The sequence below is a fragment of the Leekyejoonella antrihumi genome (assembly GCF_007845645.1).
GTDB classification, from domain to species: Bacteria; Actinomycetota; Actinomycetes; order Actinomycetales; family Dermatophilaceae; genus Leekyejoonella; species Leekyejoonella antrihumi.
The window spans coordinates 94,595-111,470 of the sequence record NZ_VCQV01000012.1 but is presented as its reverse complement, the minus strand read 5'-3'; the positions used below and the strand labels follow the sequence as shown (position 1 = coordinate 111,470).

Below are 16,876 nucleotides of genomic sequence, written 5' to 3'. Positions count from 1 at the left end.
CACCTTGAAAGTGCCTGTCCTGTAGAGATCCTGAGTTGTCGCAAACCCAAGTATCTCTTACAGCACAGGCACTTTCACGTCCCCCGACCGCGCGTCACACCTCAACCCGTGAAAGACGCAGGCTAGCACTGCCGGTGACCACCTACGAGAAGAGTTCGATGTCGGACATCGCGCTTGGGTCGCTTCGTACGAGCGCCATCGAGGAGGTCGTAATCGTTGGTCGCCGCGGCCAGGTGTTCGCCGCATGCAGTACGTCCGAGCTGCTCGCCATGTCCCGGCTACCAGGAGTCGACCTGGTAGCCGATCCAGCCGAGGCGACGGTGACCGAGCACGAACTGGAGGCCGTGAGTCCAGGTGGTGTCGCCTGCCATGAGCATGGGACCACTCTGAGCGGTTTTCTGCCAATCTCATGGGACCAGCTTGTTGCCAGTTATGGGACCACCCGGCGTGTCGTGCCGGTGGAGTCCTCGGGTCGCTCGTTGACTCGCCTCGTCGTATTCGTCGGCGTGGAGGTCAACAGCGGTGGTGTTCCGGGAGGTTGGAATGGTTGAGGTGCGTGAGGTCCTGCGCAGCTGGCTCGACGGGGTCGGGCTGCGCACGGTCGCGGCGCGGGCGGGAGTGGACCGTAAGACGGCACGCCGGTACGTGCAGGCCGCGCAGGACGCGGGCCTGTCCCGGGAGGCCGGTCCGGACGCGTTGACTGACGAGCTGATCGGGGTCGTGGTCGGCGCGGTGCGCCCGTCCCGCCCGAACGGGCACGGGACCGGCTGGGACGAGCTGCTGGCTCGTCGGGAGCAGATCCGTGCCTGGTTGGACGTGCCGGACGCGTTGAGTGTGGTCAAGGTCCACGAGCTGCTGACCCGGGCCGGCTGCACGGTGCCGTATCGCACGGTGCACCGGTTCGCGGTGGCCGAGTGCGGGTTTCGCGCGAAGGAGACCACGGTGCGGGTGCTCGATGGGGAGCCCGGGGTGGAGTGCCAGATCGACTTCGCGCAGATGGGCCTCATCATCGACCCGGAGACGGGCAAGCGCCGCAAGGTGCACGCGCTGATCTTCACCGCGGGGTACTCGCGGCACATGTTCGTCTGGTTGACGTACTCGCAGACGTTGGCCGCGGTGATCGCCGGGTGCGAGGCCGCGTGGGCGTTCTTCGACGGCGTGTTCCAGGTGATCATCCCCGACAATCTGAAGCCGGTCGTCACTGACGCAGACCCGGTCAACCCGAGGCTGAGCACGGGTTGGTTGGACTACGCCCAGCATGTCGGGTTCGCCACCGACACCGCCCGGGTCCGCCGGCCTCGGGACAAACCCAAGGTCGAGCGGACCGTGCAGTACGTACGCGGCAACTTCTTCGCCGGCGAGACGTTCGCCGACCTGGCCGACGCGCAAGCCCGCGCGACGGCCTGGTGCGCGACCACGGCGGGCACACGGATCCACGGGACCACCGCCGCGCGCCCGATCGAGGTATTTCAGACCGACGAGAAGCCGTGCCTGCTCCCGGTTCCCGAACCGTACGATGTGCCGACGTTCACCCGAGTCAAGGTCCACCGAGACTTCCACGTCGAGGTCGCCCGCGCGCTGTACTCGGTGCCCGAGGCCTGGCTGGGCCAGCACCTGGACGCCCGCGCCGACTCCCAGCTGGTCAAGCTGTCCCACCGCGGGCAGCTGGTCAAGACCCACCCGCGACAGCCGCCGGGCGGCAGGTCCACGGACCCGGCCGACCTGCCCGAGGTCAAGGCGGGGTACGCGATGCGAGACCTGACCAAGCTGATCGCCACGGCGGCGAATCACGGTGAGAACATTGGCATCTACGCCGAACGGTTGTTGGACGACCCGCTGCCGTGGACCCGGATGCGGTCGGTGTACCGGTTGCTCGGGCTGGTCCGCCGGTACGGGCCCGGCCCCGTCGAGGACGCCTGCTCCACCTCGCTAGACCTGGACGTCGTGGCCGTCGGCAAGATCGCCGCGATGCTCGAAAAGGCCACCGAGAGAAAAACGCCCGACCTGCCGACCGCAGCCGGGTCACAGTCCGGGCGGTTCGCCCGCGACCCCGGCGAGTTCGCCATGGCCGGCGGCGCCATCCAGCTGACCCTCATCCGAGGCGGACTGTCCGCCACCCCCGAACAGGAGACCAACCAATGACCACCACCACGCGTGAAGAGGCCGGACCGATCGACCCCGTGAGCACCGACCTGACACGAATCCTGCGCACCCTCAAGCTCGGCGGGCTGAAGGACACCCTGCCCGAACGCCTCGCCCTGGCCCGGACCCGCAAGATGGGCCACGCCGCGTTCCTCGAGCTGCTGCTGTCCGACGAGGTCACCCGCCGCGAGTCCCGCTCCGCGACACTACGCGCCCGCACCGCCGGCCTGGACCCCGCCATGCGGTGGGAGACCTGGACCGAACCAGACGACCTGCGCTACGACCGGGGCCTGGCCTCGGACCTGACGAGTCTCGCGTTCACCGAGGCCGGTCACAACGTGCTGATCCTCGGCCCCGTCGGCGTCGGCAAGACCCACCTCGCACACGCCCTCGGACACGCCGCGATCCGCCGGCGACTGTCCGTGGTCGCATCCCGCGCCGACAAGCTGTTCACCCGACTGAGAGCAGCCCGCCTCGACAACACCCTGGCCGCGGAGATGCGCCGCTTGGCCCGCGTCGATCTCCTCATCCTCGACGACTTCGCGCTCAGATCACTCGACGCGATCGAGACCAACGACTTCTACGAGCTGGTCGTCGAGCGACACCACAAGGCATCCACGATCGTGACCTCAAACCGTGAGCCGGCCGAGTGGCTGACTATGACCAGCGATGCGCTGCTCGCGCAATCCGCGATCGACCGGCTCACCTCCGCAGCACACACCCTGATCATCGAAGGCCCCTCCTACCGGCAACGAGACCGCCCCACCCGGCGCGCCGACCTTGACTCCGAAAGCGAGGACCACGATGCTCACTGACATGACCAAGTGGTCCCATCCTCGTGGCAACGAGGTGGTCCCATCACCCTGGCAAGTGACAGGTGGATCGACTGTCGGCTTCGCTCAACGTCGAGCGATCATCGATGCGGCCGCTCAGCGTGAACGGAGCGCAGCGCGCCGGATCGTGATGCGCTTTCGCCTGTCCCCGACCGAGCTCGTCGGTGACGATGCAGTGTCCGGAGTTGTATTCAAGCGTCCGGACGGCACGACCGAGACACTCGAGACATCCCTCGTTGTGCGAGCCATCGGATTTCGAGGTCGCGCGGCACCCGGCCTGCCATTCGACGACTCGGCTGGCGTCATCCCGAACGTGGCGGGGAGGGTGACGGATCCGACGACGAAGCAACCTGTCCGCGGCGTGTATTGCACCGGCTGGATCAAGCGCGGCCCAACGGGAGGGATCGGAAGCAATCGTGCCGACTCCGCCGAGACGATCTCCTCGCTGCTCAGCGATCTCGCTGAACAGCGTCTCGCTGAGCCAAGCGAGGATGTGCCTCGGCTCATCGACCTCATATCGGACCGTCGTCCGGATTTGGTCGATGCCCCTGGATGGTGGCGGATTGATGAGGCGGAGAAGAGGGCCGGTAGTGCGTCCGGCCGGCAGCGGGTCAAACTACCCACCTTCGAGGGGCTCCTGCGCGCGGCACGTGGTGGATAGTGCCTCTTCAAGTCACCGATGGACAGATCGTCGAGGGGTCGCCGTTACGGGCCATGACTCGTCCGCGCACGGCTGGTGTTGCCGGACAGGGTCCACACCTGGCTAATCCGACAAGTGTGAGGCCCGAGAGCCTATCGATTCCGCTCTCCCATGACATGCACGCTTGAGGTGCATGTGCCGCGACGGCGGGTCATCTCTGGCGATATCCCTGCAGAGTCAGCCGCAGCGGCTCGCGCTTGTACGCGTGTGCGATCGCGGGATCGGGCGACTCGAACTCGCGCGCCAGGCGATGACCATCGAACATCGCTTCGGCCATCGCGCGTGGCGATAGAGCGTCCCCGACGCAGTGGACGGCTTGGATCTCCGAGTCAGCCAGTGCCTCGCGATCACTGATGAGCTCTTGGTAGAGCTTGTCCACCGGGGCCCGCATTGTCACCAGGACGAGTGCGTCGGTCTCCAGCGAGAACGGCTCATCAAATTCGCCCAGTCCGACGACACGCCTGCGGTGGGTTGCGGTCAACGAGATGTTGCGATGCACCACCACACCGCTGCGGTGAAGCGCCGCTCGGATCGTGGGACTCTCCAACGTCATGTCTGCCTCGGCTGCCACCTGCACGTGGGGGGTGACGACGGCGACTTCGTACCCCTCATCTGCGAGGAGCTGAGCGAGGCCGGCGCCCATGTAGTAGCCCTCGGTGTCGTAGACCGTGATGTGGCTTCCCTCAGCAGGGCGTTGGTCTTCCACAATCAGTTGCTCGGGTGTGTACACCCAGTCGGCGTCTTCAACGAGTCCTGCCAGTGGCGCGTGTGTTCCGGGTGTGGCTCCTGTGCGCAGCCAGCGAGCTCCAGTCGCTACCACCACATGAGAGGCTCCGTAGTTGCGGACGTCGGTGGCGTCGAGCCTGGTCGATGGGATGAACTGCAGGTTTGGGAGCTTGTCGATCTGGATCTGTCGGTGGTCGATAAACCGTGTCCACTCCCGCATGCCGGACAGCCCGGCGACAGGCCGGAGATGCCCGCCGAGGTGCTCCGTCGCGTCCACCAGGTGCACCATCTCGGCTCCCCGTCTCGCCAGACCGATCGCAGCCTCCATACCTGCTGGGCCGGCGCCCACCACCAGGACGTTGACCTCAGGGTTGGTCAGAGGTTCGAAACGCTCCGGGTGCCACCCGCGTCTGAACTCCTCCCCTGCGGTCGCGTTCTGGGCACAGGCGAGATTGCCTCGGTCAAGGCTGCTGATGCAGTAGTTGATCCCCATGCATTCGCGGATGTCCTCGGTGCGTCCCTCCTGGACCTTCGTCGGGAAAAAGGGGTCCGCGATGGACTGACGGGCCGAGCCAACGATGTCGATGAGGCCGGATCGCACGGCCTGCGCCATAAGATCAGGGCTCGTCAGTCGCGACACTCCGACCACCGGTTTCTCCGTAGCTCGGCGAACCCGACCAATACGCTCGAGGTTCCGGCCTTCGGGAAAGAGTCGCGAGGGACTGATATCCGTCTCCCAGTCTAGACTTGACCCGAAGTTCAGGTCCCAGAGGTCGACCAGTGGGTCGCCCATCCTGACAAGTGCCACGCTGTCGTCAATGCTGTGCCCCCACGGACCTTGGGTTTCGATCGACAACCGTGTCGCAACGGCGCAGTCAGCACCCACGGCGCCACGTACCTGGCTGAGCGTCTCGAGCCAGAACCTCGCGCGGTTCTCCAAAGATCCGCCATATCTGTCGGTGCGATGGTTATGAAAGGGCGACAGGAACTGGGCGAACAGATAGCCATACCCCGCGAGCACGTCCACGATGTCGTAACCCACATCGCGAGCGCGCACTGCGGCGTTCACGAAGGACCGCTGAACCCGCTCGATGTCGTCTAGCGTCATAGTCTTTGGAGTCTCCGGCGGGTACGACGGCGGGGGTACCTCAGATGACAGGCCGGAGGCGGAGAGCGCGGGTTCACGGGAGAGTCGACGTAGCGCCTGAGCGCCACCGTGATGGAGTTCAATACTGGCCAGCGCGCCATGATCATGGACGGAATCCACCATCAACCTGTGCCGACAGGCGTCTTCCTCGTCCCAGAAGTCGCTTGAATGCAACGGCCACTCATCACTGCTGGGGCCGACACTGGAGAACTCCGTGGACACGGCCGCCCACCCGCCTTCCGCGCGAACCGCCCGGTACGCTGCCCAGGTGCCCGGACGGAGAGTCCCGTAGGCGGTGCCGTGAGGCACGTTGTAGAAGCGGTTGCGAAGCGTCTTGGGGCCGATAGCGATCGGTTCGAAGAGTATTTTGTGATGTTCAGCCGTCGACATGACGTTCACCATCTTTTGTCTGAGTCTCAGTTTGACGCATCGTCCAGTGGGTGGTCACCCGGCGAAGGATGTGGGATCTATGCGGGTGAGAACATTGGTCATCACGTCGACCCGCTTCTCCTCGTCCTGCTTCCGCTCCTGCCGGAGCATTGCCGCCTTAACTAACTGTCCGCCCAGGAAGCGGAACGGTTCAGGGGGTAGGCCGCGGCCAGCCGGCGGGCGCGTGAGGAACGAGGAGGCCAGTCCGTCGTCGGCCCCAGTTGACAGGCTCGCCAGGATGCGGGCGCCTAAGACGGAGGGGCCGACGCCGTCGCCCGAGTAGCCGGTGCCGAAATATACGCCGGGATGGTCCGGCAGCTCACCAAAGAAGGGCAGCGACGACAGCGAGTACTCGACGGGGGCGCGCCAGGTGGAGATCACCTCGGCGCCGGCCAGAGCTGGTACTGACCGGGTCATATGATTCATCAGGCTCGCACGACGCGGTGCCGTCCTGAACTGTGTGCTTGCACCTCGCACGCCCCAGCCCAGACCGAGTCCGGCTTTGCCGAAGAGGACTTTGTCATGTTCCAGGGGGCGCCAGTAGTCCAGGAGTCGGCCGGAGTCGGATACGTTCGTGGTGACCGGCGGCGTGTGTGACGGTGAGCCAGGCCGGACAACGACGTTGTCGGAGGCTGTCATGAGGAGGTGTCGTCGTAGCGCCGGGAACTGGTTGCACCATGCGTTGATGGCCAAAACCACCGAGTCGGCACGTACCGACCCATGGGTGCTGCGCACCACGGTCGCCCCGTGCTCCGAGTCCAAACCGGTCATCGGGCTGTGCTCGTGGACAGTGACACCAAGGGAGCGGGCGGCCCGAAGGAGTCCGCGGACGAGGCGGCCGGGATGGACGCCAGCGCAGCTGGGGTCGAGTACGCCAGAACGTACCGGGGCGCCGGCGATTCGCGTTGCGGTGTCCATGTCGACCTCAATGAAGGGGGACCCGCTGTGGGAGAGGGCAGCCGCGAGGGTGGTATTCCAGGCGCCGTCCTGGCTGCTATTCGTGGACGCCCAGAGCCAGCCGTTGCGTTCCAGTCCGGCCTCGATGTCGTGTTCTTTACAGAACCGCTCTACATAGTCGATCACCTCGACCGATGCTCGTGCGACGTCGAGCGCTTCGGTCTCCCCTCCGGCCTGCATAAGAGCCGGCAGTTTCGGCCACAAGTTCATAAGAATGCCGGCGTTGGCGCCGCTCGCGCCGGACCCGCATACCCCGGCCTCAAGTAGCACGACGTCAAGGCTCGGGTCTCGTTGCTTGAGCTCAATCGCAGTCCAGAGCCCGGTGAACCCGCCGCCGACGATGCAGACGTCGGCCCGGAGTGTCGACGTCAGGGCCCCACCGCCAGGGTGAGGTTCCTCGGCGGCAAGCGCATCCACCATCCAGTAGGACTGCCCGTCCAACTCGGGCGGGTCGAGGTGGCCAATGCCCGGGACCGTCCACGCGCGGCTCATCGGTGCTCCTCGGTGTCGATAGTGCGACGTACCGGGAGACCGTCCAACACTGCGTCCACAGTCACGCGGCACTCGATACGGTCCAGGCCGCCAGCACCCACCTCGAGACGGGTGTAGCTGTTTCCACTATCCGTCTGCGCAGCGCGCAGATGGGCCCGCGCATCCGGGGCTCCGCAGACACGCTACCAGAGTGTGATGCCACATCGATGAAGTTGCGGGACATCTTTGTTCTCAACGATATCGGCCGAAAGAGTGATGCGCAGACTTGATTGGTCGCCATTGTGCGAGCCTATTGGGGTGAGGTGCTCGAAGCCTGCCTGACGGTGGAAAGAGTCCGGCGACAATTGTCGGGATACAGACAAGAACCGTCTGGTCCATGATGTGAGTCAACTCTGGGCGAGTTACACCAGCATGACTGGAACAGCGGTACTCTTCGTCGTCGGAAACCGTTGCCCTGTACGTGAATTGGCGGGTGCCATCAGCCAGGCTGGTGATGGTGAGAAGGGAGTACATAGCGGCCAAGACCACCGGTGGACCCGGGCGGTCAAAGCCCGAGTTGGAGCACTGCGGACCCATCCAGCGGGTTCCAGTCGCGGTCGTAGACATCGACCATGGCGTCCGAGGTGTGGCGAGTCTGGCGGCGGACGGCGCGGGTGCTGGCGCCGTTGCGGCGAGCCTGGGTGACCATGCCCGCGCGCAGCGAGTGCCACCCGTAGTTCGGCGGGTGGTAGCCGGCCGCGCCCAGGCGACGCTTGAGCAGGGCATTCAGCCCCGAGCCCGAGATCGGGTCCGCGCCGATTCGGCCGAACTTATCGACGGGGCGCAGGAGGGGAGTGGACGGGTCGAGTGGCGGGGCCGTATCGGCGCAGACGTGCTCCCAGTCGGCCGGATTACTGGGAGTGACCAGTGTGAGCTCCATGGCTTCGGGCCGAGTCGCGGCCGCAATTAGGTGCAGCCAGCGGATGCGGGCGCAGGGCACACAGGTCACGGAAGCGGTGCCGAACGGGATGCCGAGCACCGCTCCGCGCCCCTCCTGGTCGGTCTTCGATCGGCCCAGCCGCACTTGAAGTCCGTCTGCGGTGACCGGCGCCGGGTGTAGCTGGGCGGTCGTCAGCGCGGCGGCCTCGGAACGGCGTAGCGCGGCGGTGAACCCGAGGAGGATCGCGAGGGTATCCCGGGCCGCGATGACGCCCGCCGGCCACCTGCGGTGGTCCATGGCGTTGATCAGGGCAGTAACGTCGTTCAGAAGCAGGGGATGCTTGGCGGCCCGGGGCTCCTGGCGGGTTCGGCGGACGGCCTTCACCGCGTTGGCTACGTCGGGGTGGCTGCCGAGGCCGCGTCCTGAGCCGGTCTGGTAGGCCATCCAGGCGATGGAGGCGACGTGCCGGCCGATCGAGGATGCCTTGAATTGTGGGGTTCCGTCGGCCCGGGTGAGCTTGGCCTCGGCGAGCACGTACATACCCACGAGCTTCGGGTCGACTGGCAGTGCGTCGAGGCTGTGTCGGGCGCACCAGGTGGCGTACTGGTTCCAGTCGGGCTGCAAGTATCGGCGGGTGTTGTCGGCGATGGTCCGCTGCGGCAGGTCGGCGTGCTCGGCCGCCAGAGCCGCCAGCTCGACGCGAGCATCGTTCGCGGTCAGGGTCGCGGTCGGAGGCCGTTCGTCGACTGTGTTCACGGGGGCGTTCTCCGAGGGTTGATGCGGGTAAGGCACTAATCCGTAGGCATCAACGCCGCAGGGGCGAAGCGACCAGGGGAGCATCGAGGAACACCTCGCGGCGCCGGTAAGCCTTGTACACAGCGATGTTGTGGTGGAGCGACTGCGGTGCGCGTCAGGCCCGTCTCGGTCGGCATGGGGACCACCAGACTCGCGTCGGGTAACCGATGGGAGCCGGCGCCCTCGCTTTGCCCGGTCGCAGGTCGACGGACAGCGATCAGCGCGGGCGAGCCGGCGAGGACGACAGACCGGGCCAGACTCACCAGGCGCTTTGCTGAATGGAGACTGCCTTGGGCTGGCACCTGAGTCGAGCGGTCGAGCAGCACGATTGGCCTTCGCCTTGTTGAGGTAGCCGATGACGCGGCGGGAGCAGAGCGCAGCGATACCGACGGCGCTACAGCGATGCGAGTTGTCCGGCCTACGCACGAGCTGCACTCACCGTGCGGGGGGGGGGTGTCCCTATGGTTCTTGTCAAGCCGCTGACGGGGCTTTTGTCGTGTAGGGGGTGCCATCGCGGAGCATCGCGTAGAGGACGTCGCAGCGGCGTCTGGCGAGACAGATGATCGCGGCGTTGTGCTTCTTGTTCTGGGCCCGTTTGCGGTCGTAGTAGGTCCGGGAGGCGGGGTCGTGCAGGGCGGCGAACGCGGCTTGGAACATGGCGTTCTTGAGTTTCTTGTTCCCGCCTCGGTTGGGGTGTTCGCCACGGATCGAGGACCCCGACCGGCGGGTGACCGGGGTCAGGCCGGCGTAGGCGGCCAGGTGTCCTGGAGTCGGGAATGCGGAGCCGTCGCCGACCTCGAGCAGGATGCGGGCGCCGGTCCTGACCCCGATGCCGGGCATCGAGGTCAGGACCGTGGAAAGAGGGTGCGCATCGAGCATCTCCTCGACCTGGCGTGCCGCGTCGGCACGCTCGGCCAGCAGTCCCGCCAGCTGGGTCGCGAGCTTGGGCAGCACGCGCTCGGCCGCCGTCGTGCCGGGCACCACGACGGTCTGCTCGTCCAGGGCGGCCAGGACGGCGTCGACGATCTTGGTATGGATGCGTGGCGCGCGGGGTTTGGCCACGGCCGTCAGCCGGCGACGTCCCGCGGCGCGCAGCCCGGTCGGCCCACCGAACCGGGTCAGCAGCTCCAGGACGGCCTTGTGGTGCAGCCAGCCACCGATCGCCCGCTCCAGGGCGGGGTGAATCTGGGTGAGCAGTCCGCGGATTCGGTTGGTGACCCGGGTGACCTCGGCTGCCAGGTCGTCGTCATAGCCGACGGTGACTTCCAGGTCTGCCAAGGCCTCGTCACCGACGTCCACACGCCGCAGCGCGTGCGGCATCGACCGTGCGGCTTCGGCGATGATGTACGCGTCTCGGGCGTCTGTTTTGGCGTTGCCCGGGTGTAGGTCGGCGATCCGGCGCATCGCCAGTCCGGGCAGGTAGGCCACGTCCACGCCGGCGTCGCGAGCCACGGTGACCGGTAGTGCGCCGATGGTCGCGGGCTGGTCGACCACGACCAGCACCCGGCCGCGGTTGGCGAGCTTGTCGAACAGTGCCCGCAGCTTGGCCTCGTCCTGCGGCAGCGGCTTGTCATGCACGCGTTCCCCGTCGGGGTCCAGCCCGCAGGCGTGGTGCTCTTCCTTGCCGACATCCAGGCCCAGGAACACCGCGTACTCCGGACGAGTCATGAACTCCTCTTCCTCCCACTTGATGAGCTGGTCACCAGATCAGGCGAAGGATGTCGGCACCCACGTTACGATCAGACCTACCTCGACAAGCCAGGTGGTCCGGTCCCTATTAGCGATCACCCACGCCACCAGTCCCGGTGACAACACCCCCCGGATCATGCGTACGACAGGGGGAATAAGTCATGCCGAGCCTGGCGACCAGGAGCCTTGCGTCAAGGCCCACGAACAAGGTAACGGGGGGGGGAAGTTGCCCCTGTCTGATTGGGGCCCTGTGGTGTTCGCCGCGCAACTCCTCGCCAGCCTTGGGCGGACGCCGGTCGGGTGCGGTCGTGAACTTGGCGCTCGCATCGCGGCAGAACCGCTGGCTGCCCGCCCGTCATCTGCTCCACGAGGAGTCGACCGGTGTCCTGTGGTCGGGTTGGCCAACGTCGACGGCCGTCCTTACCAAGGGAGTTCAGACGAGGGTCGCGGGTTCTGCGGGCGCGTCTCGCTGGGGGCACCGCTCCTCGTCGACATGATTGACACGCCATCATTCTCGCGCAGTCGGCGATCGACTCGGTACAGCGGAGCCGAGGTCGGCGACGGGCTGCTCAACTCCAGCCTGGGGGTGGTCAGCGTCAGCGGCGGGCTGCACCCCAGGCTGCTGGGTATCGTTCTGAGGTAACCCGGCCGGGTGGGAAGTTTTGACCTGGCGCCATGCCACAACGAAGGTCGCGACGCCGAAATGAATGTTGATGATGTCTGGACCGTCAAAGGACCTGACGGCAAGAAGCGGAAGACCTCACGTTACGGGACTGGGCTGCGCTGGAGGGCTCGCTGGCGCGAGTCGGACGGCAGCGCGCGCTCCAAGTCCTATCGGACAAGGGATGCCGCCGAGGTGTTCCTGGCGCAACTCAAGGTTGCGCCGTCACAGAGGGACACGGCTGATCTCACCGGCGTGTGGTTGACCGTCTGGTTTCAGACCAAGGCCGGGCTGGCACCGACGTCGGTCGCCGATTACGAGTCCATCCTGCGAGTCCACGTACGCCCCCGGTGGGGGATGGTGCCGCTGGAGGACATCAGGCACAGTGACGTACTTGCCTGGAGCGCGGGGCTCCCACTGTCCGCATCCCGGGTGTCGCGGGCGGTTCTGATCTTGTCTCAGGCGGTGGACTTGGCGGTGAGAGACGGGGTGCTGATCGGCAACCCTGTCGATGGTGTGACGGTCCGCAAGACGAAGAAGCGGGACGCGGCATTCTTGTCTGCCGACCAGGTGCGCGTGCTGCTGGACGTGGCGGGCACGGACCGACCGCTTGTTCACCTCGCGGTGACGACGGGGATGCGGTTCGGCGAGATTGCCGGAGCCCGGGTTGGTGACCTCGACGTGCGGCGTCGTCGGCTGCGCGTGGCGCGGACGCTGTCGACGGTTGGTGGCAAGAAGGTCGCGCAAGATCGGACCAAGGGCGGTCGCGCTCGCGACGTTCCCCTCACTGCGACAGTGACGGCGGAGCTGGCGGCCATTTGCGACGGTCGCCCCGCCGATGATCCGTTGTTCGTAACCACCCGGGGACACTCGTGGTCGCACGGGTCGTGGACCCGTAAGTGGGCGCGGGTGAAGGCGAAGGCGGGCGCGCCGGCCGCCCTGCACTTTCATGATTTGCGACACACGGCAGCATCAATGGCGATCGGCTCGGGCGCCGATGTGAAGCAGGTCCAGGCGATGCTCGGGCACGCGACCGCGACGATGACGCTGGACCTCTACGGGCACCTGTGGAACGACGATCTGACCGATGTGGCCGACCGGATCGAGGGTCTACTGGAGCCGGTTCCTGGGCATGTATCGGCGGGCAGCTCACGGTGATCAAAGCGGGCAAAATCGCTGTGTCACCGTGACACACGCGAGGAGGGCGCCGACAAACGTGCAGGTCAACGGCCTGCCTTTTTGGGCTCTTCCTGTGTCACCGTGACACAGAACCGACACTGGAGGACGGCTTTCGACTGCCAAAGGCTGTAAGTCGAAGATTCCACAAAAAGCCTCTGACCTGCAGTGATGTCGCCAAAACTGCAGATCAGAGGCTCTGTGGGGCGGCTGGGGCTTGAACCCAGGACCGACGGATTATGAGTCCGCTGCTCTAACCAGCTGAGCTACCGCCCCTTGTCGCGGATGACTTTATCCGAGAGCCTTCGGGCCGTGTGCACGGGACGCGCGGCTGCAGCTTCCAAAAGCACGGTAGGCGCCGCGCGGGGTGTGGCGCTCAGACCTCCAGCCGGTATCCGATGCCCGGCTCGGTCTGCAGGTAGCGCGGCCGGCCAGGCGTCGGCTCGAGCTTGCGCCGCAGGTTCCCGGTATACACCCGCAGGTAGTGGCTCTGCCGTTCATAGCCGTTGCCCCAGACAGCGAAGAGCAGGTCCTCCTGTCGGACCAGATGTCCTCGGTGGTGAGCGAGGGCCTCCAGCAGGCGCCACTCCGTGGGAGTCAGATGCAACGGGTGGCCGGCGCGGGTCGCGACACGTTCGGCGAAGTCGAGGCTGAAGTCGGCTGTGGCGATGCTCGGGGCGGGTGGCTCCTCCACGGCCGACCTGCGCAGACTGGTGCGGATGCGAGCCAGCAGCTCGTCGACCCCGAACGGCTTCGTGACGTAGTCGTCCGCACCCTCGTCAAGCGCTTCGACCTTGTCATCGGACTCGTGGCGCGCCGACAGCACGATGATCGGCAGCTGCGACATGGTGCGCACCCGCCGGATGACCTCCACCCCGTCGATGTCCGGCAGACCGAGGTCAAGCACCATGAGATCCGCGGGAGCGTCGGCAACGCTCTGCAGGGCCGACCTGCCGTCGAACGCGGACTCCACCTCGTAGTCCCGTGCGCGCAGGTTGATGCCGAGCGTGCGGACCAGCGCCGGGTCGTCGTCGACGACGAGGATGCGGGTCATTCGCGCCGCCCCACCGGCGAAAGTGGCCCCGATCCCGAGTTGGGGCCGACGGGCAGCTCGACAGTCATCGTCAGACCGCCCCCAGGAGTGTCGGCCGCGGTCACGCTGCCGTCCATTGCTTCGGTCAGGCCCTTGGCCACCGCCAGGCCGAGCCCCACCCCGGTGCCTCGCGGGGAGTCCCCATACCTCTGGAATGGTGCGAAGATCCCGGTGCGTTCCGACTCGGGGACACCTGGCCCGCGGTCGATCACCCGGATCTGCACGGCCGGTCCCAGTCGCTCCGCGGTCATCACGATCTCCTGTCGGCCGGGGGAGTAGCGCAGCGCGTTCTCGAGCAGGTTGGCCAGCACCCGCTCCAGCAGTCCGGCGTCGGCGGTGCAGACCAGCTGTGGGTCAGGTAGCCAGGTTCGCACACGCTGCGGAGTGCTGAGCGAGCCGATGGTGATCTCGAGGACCTCCCGCAGCAGCACGGTGTCGGTCCGAGCGGTGATGCTGCGGGACTGAATGCGTGACATGTCGAGCAGGTTCTCGATCAGTCCGTCCAGCTGGTCGGTGGAGGCCTCGACCTGTTCGAGCAGGTCACGCTGGTCGTCGGCGGACAGCGTGATGTCGACGCTGCGGAGACCGGAGACGCCGGCCTTGATGGCCGACAGCGGGGTGCGTAGGTCGTGCGACACCGCCGCGAGCAGCGCTGTCCGTGCGCGGTTGTCGCGCGCAAGGCCGACGGCCTGGGCCGCTTGTGCGGCCAGGTCCTCACGGTGCAAGATCTCGCTGGCGTTGTCGGCGAAGGCCTCAAGCAGGCCCCGCCGGGACGCGTCCTGGACGCCACCGACCAGCACCAGAGCATGATGCTCACCGACGTCGGCCCGGACAACATTGGACCCGTCCTGGTCCCGGTCGCTACCGGAGGCCAGGACCGTGTCGCCGAGGGTGCCTCCCCGGCTGCGATGGACCAGCGCCGCGCCGTCCGCCGCGAAGATGTCACGGGCCTGCTGCAGGAGGGCCGGCAGCGGGTCTTCGGCGAGCATCATCGAGTGGGCCAGATCGGCGAGGATGCGCGAGTCATGCTGCGCAACACGCGCATCCGTGGCACGCCGCGCGGAGGTGTGCACGACGGTGGCCACCGAGACGGCCACGAGGACGAAGAGCACCAGCGCCGCGGCGTTCTGGGGCTGGCTGATCGTCAAAGTCCCGAACGGCGGGGCGAAATACCAGTTGAGCACCAGACTGGAGAGCACTGCAGTCGCCAGCGCCGGCCACAGCCCACCGACGATCGCCGTCAGCACGGTGAGCGCCAGATAGATCAGCACCTCCAGCGGGAGGTCGTGCCAGTGACTGGTGATCAGCAGCAGCCAGGTCAGCAGTGCGACACCGGCGGTCGACAGCAACCAGCCATAGAGCTGGCGGCGTGCGCCGATGCTCGAGGTGGATCGGCCGGATAGAGACTCCGCGTGCGCCCGAGCGTGGGTGACCATGAGCACGTTGATATCGCCGGAGCCGGACACCACGGTTTCCCCAACACCACCGGACCACAGGCGTTGCCATCGAGTGCGGCTACTGGCACCGATGACGATCTGGGACGCGTTGACGCTGCGGGCGAAGTCGAGGATGGCCGAGCCGACATTGGTCCCGGTGACGGTGTGGAACTCACCCCCCAGATCGGTGGTGAGCGACCTGGCCGATCGGGCATGGGCCGGATCGATGTCGCGCAGGCCGGTGTCGGGCACCACCTGGACGGCGATGAGCTGCCCGCCGCCTCGGCCGGCGACTCGCGCTCCTCGGCGCAGCAGCGTCTCCTGCTCGGGTCCGCCGGTCAGGGCGACGACAACCCGTTCCCGGGTCGGCCAGGTCGCCTGGATGCTGTGCTCGGCGCGGTAGCTCGACAGGGCCTCGTCGACCCGGTCGGCAAGCCAGAGCAGCGCGAGCTCACGCAGGGCCGAAAGGTTGCCCGGCCGGAAGTAGCTGGACAGGGCGGCATCGACGCGCTCGGATGCATACACGTTGCCGTGCGCGAGCCGCCGCCGCAGCGCCTCCGGCGACATGTCGACCAGCTCCAGCTGGTCGGCGGCGCGCGCGACGGCTTCGGGCACCGTTTCCTGCTGACGCACACCGGTGATCTCGTAGACCGCGTCGTTCAGGGACTCCAGGTGCTGCACGTTCAGCGTCGAGATCACGTCGATGCCCGCATTCAGCAGCTGGTCGATGTCCTCCCATCGGCGGGTGTGCGGCGAACCGGCCGGGTTGCGATGCGCGAGCTCGTCGACGAGAACGACCTGGGGCCCACGGCGTAGCACGGCCTCGACGTCGAGCTCCCACAGCGTCGCGCGACCCGTCGGCAGGGGCGTCCGAGGCACCTGCTCGAGGCCGGCCAACGCTTCCTCCGTGTAGGCACGGCCATGCGTCTCCACCAGGCCCACCACGACATCGGTGCCGCGGTCTTGCCGCCGATGCGCCTCCTGCAGCATCTTCACCGTCTTGCCCACACCCGGCGCCGATCCGAGGTAGATGCGCAGACTTCCACGAGTCATAGGTTGATTGTGCTTCCTTCGGCCCGGTCCGTGCGAATGGGCGCTCAGCGAGCCTGGTGCTCGAGGGCCAGGTTGAGCTCCAGCACGTTGACTCGCGGCTCGCCGATGAACCCGAGGGTCCTGGGCTGGGTGTGCGCGTCGACCAGGTGACGCACGACCTTGATCGGCAGGTGTCGAGCAGCCGCAACCCGCTCGATCTGCAGCCGGGCGTAGGCGGGGGAGATGTGCGGGTCCAGCCCACTGGCGCTAGCGGTCAGAGCGTCCGGCGGCAGCTGGTTGCCGATGGGACCGGCTGCCGCGCGGCGCGCCTGCACCTGGCGCGTCAGGCGGGGGTCACCGGGCGGGAGGTTGGAGCCTCCGCTGGTGTTTCCGGCGTAGTCCGACGCGGAGGGACGGCCATGAAACCACTGCGGTCCGTTCCACTGCTGTCCGATGAGTGACGACCCGACGACGCGGCCGCTCGCGCTCACGAGCGAGCCGCCTGCCTGACCCGGCAGTGCCAGCCGACCCACGGACCAGACGAGCGCTGGATAGCCGATCCCGAGCACGAGGGTCAGGACCAAGAGCATCTTCACCGCAGCGCTGGTCTGGCGACCCAGTGCCGATGGGCGCAGTGACATGACAGGGC

At 66.9% G+C, this 16,876-nt stretch carries 12 protein-coding genes and 1 tRNA gene; 5 read left to right on the top strand and 8 right to left on the bottom strand.

Annotated elements, in window-relative coordinates; translation table 11 throughout:
* Positions 1-134: 134 nt before the first annotated feature.
* The 3 genes from FGL98_RS10645 to istB are packed head-to-tail and all read left to right on the top strand — an operon-like array spanning position 135 to position 2,957.
* Positions 135-551 carry a hypothetical protein gene (locus tag FGL98_RS10645; protein WP_146316741.1) on the top strand — a complete coding sequence of 139 codons (417 nt, stop codon included), beginning with the start codon at positions 135-137 and terminating at the stop codon, positions 549-551.
* Positions 544-2,142, top strand: a complete 1,599-nt coding sequence (istA, locus tag FGL98_RS10640) for an IS21 family transposase (protein WP_146316740.1) — start codon at positions 544-546, stop codon at positions 2,140-2,142. Before FGL98_RS10645 ends, istA begins: the two co-directional genes overlap by 8 nt.
* Positions 2,139-2,957: an IS21-like element helper ATPase IstB gene (istB, locus tag FGL98_RS10635; RefSeq protein WP_146316739.1), complete on the top strand. Its 819-nt coding sequence runs from the start codon at positions 2,139-2,141 to the stop codon at positions 2,955-2,957. The genes istA and istB overlap by 4 nt, the downstream gene beginning before the upstream one ends.
* A gap of 869 nt (positions 2,958-3,826) precedes the next feature.
* Here istB and FGL98_RS10630 read toward each other — a convergent pair.
* The 4 genes from FGL98_RS10630 to FGL98_RS10615 all read right to left on the bottom strand — a co-directional run bounded on the left by FGL98_RS10630 (position 3,827) and on the right by FGL98_RS10615 (position 10,808).
* Positions 3,827-5,938, bottom strand: coding sequence for an oxidoreductase (locus FGL98_RS10630; protein WP_186526097.1), 2,112 nt, complete (start codon positions 5,936-5,938; stop codon positions 3,827-3,829).
* A 54-nt stretch (positions 5,939-5,992) separates the two neighbouring features.
* Positions 5,993-7,426, bottom strand: a complete 1,434-nt coding sequence (locus FGL98_RS10625) for an NAD(P)/FAD-dependent oxidoreductase (protein WP_146316737.1) — start codon at positions 7,424-7,426, stop codon at positions 5,993-5,995.
* Between the two features lie 544 nt (positions 7,427-7,970).
* Positions 7,971-9,101, bottom strand: a complete 1,131-nt coding sequence (locus FGL98_RS10620) for a site-specific integrase (protein ID WP_146316736.1) — start codon at positions 9,099-9,101, stop codon at positions 7,971-7,973.
* Positions 9,102-9,611: 510 nt separating this feature from the next.
* On the bottom strand, positions 9,612-10,808 hold the full coding sequence (locus FGL98_RS10615) for an IS110 family RNA-guided transposase (RefSeq protein ID WP_146316735.1): 1,197 nt from the start codon (positions 10,806-10,808) through the stop codon (positions 9,612-9,614).
* Positions 10,809-11,322: 514 nt separating this feature from the next.
* Between FGL98_RS10615 and FGL98_RS25400 the strand changes: the two genes are divergently transcribed.
* Positions 11,323-11,472 (top strand): hypothetical protein, encoded by a 150-nt coding sequence (locus tag FGL98_RS25400; protein ID WP_186526096.1) that lies wholly within the window; start codon positions 11,323-11,325, stop codon positions 11,470-11,472.
* 60 nt (positions 11,473-11,532) lie between these two features.
* Positions 11,533-12,648, top strand: a complete 1,116-nt coding sequence (locus tag FGL98_RS10610) for a tyrosine-type recombinase/integrase (protein WP_146316734.1) — start codon at positions 11,533-11,535, stop codon at positions 12,646-12,648.
* Between the two features lie 220 nt (positions 12,649-12,868).
* Here FGL98_RS10610 and FGL98_RS10605 read toward each other — a convergent pair.
* The 4 genes from FGL98_RS10605 to kdpC all read right to left on the bottom strand — a co-directional run bounded on the left by FGL98_RS10605 (position 12,869) and on the right by kdpC (position 16,868).
* Positions 12,869-12,942 (bottom strand) — tRNA-Ile (locus FGL98_RS10605).
* A gap of 100 nt (positions 12,943-13,042) precedes the next feature.
* On the bottom strand, positions 13,043-13,720 hold the full coding sequence (locus tag FGL98_RS10600) for a response regulator (RefSeq protein ID WP_146316733.1): 678 nt from the start codon (positions 13,718-13,720) through the stop codon (positions 13,043-13,045).
* Complete coding sequence (locus FGL98_RS10595; protein WP_146316732.1) at positions 13,717-16,248, bottom strand: DUF4118 domain-containing protein; 2,532 nt, start codon at positions 16,246-16,248, stop codon at positions 13,717-13,719. The genes FGL98_RS10600 and FGL98_RS10595 overlap by 4 nt, the downstream gene beginning before the upstream one ends.
* Positions 16,249-16,292: 44 nt before the next feature.
* Complete coding sequence (kdpC, locus tag FGL98_RS10590) at positions 16,293-16,868, bottom strand: potassium-transporting ATPase subunit KdpC (RefSeq protein WP_146316731.1); 576 nt, start codon at positions 16,866-16,868, stop codon at positions 16,293-16,295.
* Positions 16,869-16,876 lie beyond the last annotated feature (8 nt).